The 1644-nt window shown below is 60.5% G+C and carries 1 protein-coding gene; it reads left to right on the top strand.

Annotated features, from left to right (window positions below; translation table 11 throughout):
• Window positions 1-1644: AMP-binding protein (locus tag WCE35_RS16685; RefSeq protein WP_424594434.1), on the top strand; the 1644-nt coding region annotated here is incomplete at both ends.

The following is a 1644-nucleotide window of genomic DNA, read 5'->3' as shown; positions in this document are numbered from 1 at the left end:
GTCAATCTGAAGGTCGATACCGCCCTGAAAGGCAAGAACCGCAGGCAAGCCGCAGGCTTGGCGTTGCAGGACATTATGACCGACAGCGCAGTGATGACGGCGCCAATCGACATGACGCTGTTTGAAGCGCTCGTCCTCGCCAAAACAACGCGCGATACCGGCCGGCCTGCGGTGGAAGATCCACTTGGCACCAAACTCAGCTATAAAAAACTCATCATCGGCGCACAGGTGCTTGGTGCCAAGATTGCGCCGCTCGCGCCCCAAGGTGCGGCCGTGGGCGTACTGTTGCCGAATTCGGCCGGCGTCGCGGTCACCTTCTTTGCTCTGCAATCAATCGGCCGCATTGCCGCCATGCTGAATTTCACGGCTGGCGCCGCCAACGTCGTGTCTGCATGTAAGGCGGCCAAGGTGGACGTGGTGCTCACCTCGCGCACCTTCGTCGAAAAAGGACATCTCGAAGCGCTGATCGATGCTTTGCGTACGGTCGCGAAAGTCGTCTATCTCGAAGACGTGCGCGCGACGATTACGTTGGCCGATAAGGTGAAGGGCCTCATCGCCGGTGGCAGGCCCGCGGTTGAAATCGATCCGAATTCGCCATCGGCGATCCTGTTCACGTCGGGATCGGAAGGCACACCCAAAGGAGTCGTCCTCTCGCACCGGAACTTGCTGGCCAACTGCGCGCAGAGCCTAACGCGCGTTGCGTGCAACGGCTCGGACAAGGTGTTCAATGCGCTCCCCGTGTTCCATTCGTTTGGCTTGACCGCTGGTCTCTTAATGCCGTTAACCGGCGGCATTCCGGTTTATCTTTATCCAACGCCGTTGCACTACCGGATCATCCCCGAACTCGTCTACGGCTCCAACGCCACAATCCTGTTTGGCACCGACACGTTTCTTGCCGGCTACGCACGCGTGGCCCACCCTTACGATTTCGCGCGCGTGCGCCTTGTTCTGGCCGGCGCGGAAGCTGTGAAGGACCGCACGCGGCAACTCTACATGGAGCGCTTCGGCGTGCGCATTCTCGAAGGCTATGGCGTCACCGAGACAGCGCCCGTGCTCGCTATCAACACACCACTCGCCAACAAATCCGGCACCGTCGGCCGCCTATCGCCTCTGATGGAAGCGCGCCTCGATCCCGTGCCCGGGATAACTGAGGGCGGGCGCTTGTACGTGCGCGGACCCAACGTGATGCTCGGCTATTACCGTGCTGAAAATCCGGGCGTGCTCGATATGCCGGTCGATGGCTGGCATGACACGGGCGACATCGTAACGATCGACGCCCAAGGCTTCATCGCGATTAAGGGGCGCGCAAAGCGCTTCGCAAAAATTGCGGGCGAGATGGTATCGCTTTCGGCGGTTGAAGCCTTGAGTGCGGAACTTTGGCCGCAACTCATCACCGTTGTGGTCTCTTTGCCTGACGCGCGCAAAGGCGAGCGCATTGTGCTGTTGACGACCGACGCAGCGTGCACGCGCGAGGCGTTTTCGCAATTTGCCCGGCGCAAAGGCGCGACCGAGCTAATGGTTCCGGCTGAAATTCTGGTTGTCGAAAAGATACCGCTGCTGGGTTCTGGCAAGCCGGACTACGTCTCGGCACTCAACGTCGCTAAGGAACGCATCGCCAACAAGCCGCCCGCGCCGTCTGTGCTG

It is taken from the genome of Bradyrhizobium sp. (genome assembly GCF_049691595.1).
In the GTDB taxonomy this organism is placed as follows: Bacteria; Pseudomonadota; Alphaproteobacteria; order Rhizobiales; family Xanthobacteraceae; genus Bradyrhizobium.
The sequence above is the reverse complement of the archived record's forward strand: the minus strand, read 5'-3'. Positions and strand labels throughout refer to the sequence as shown.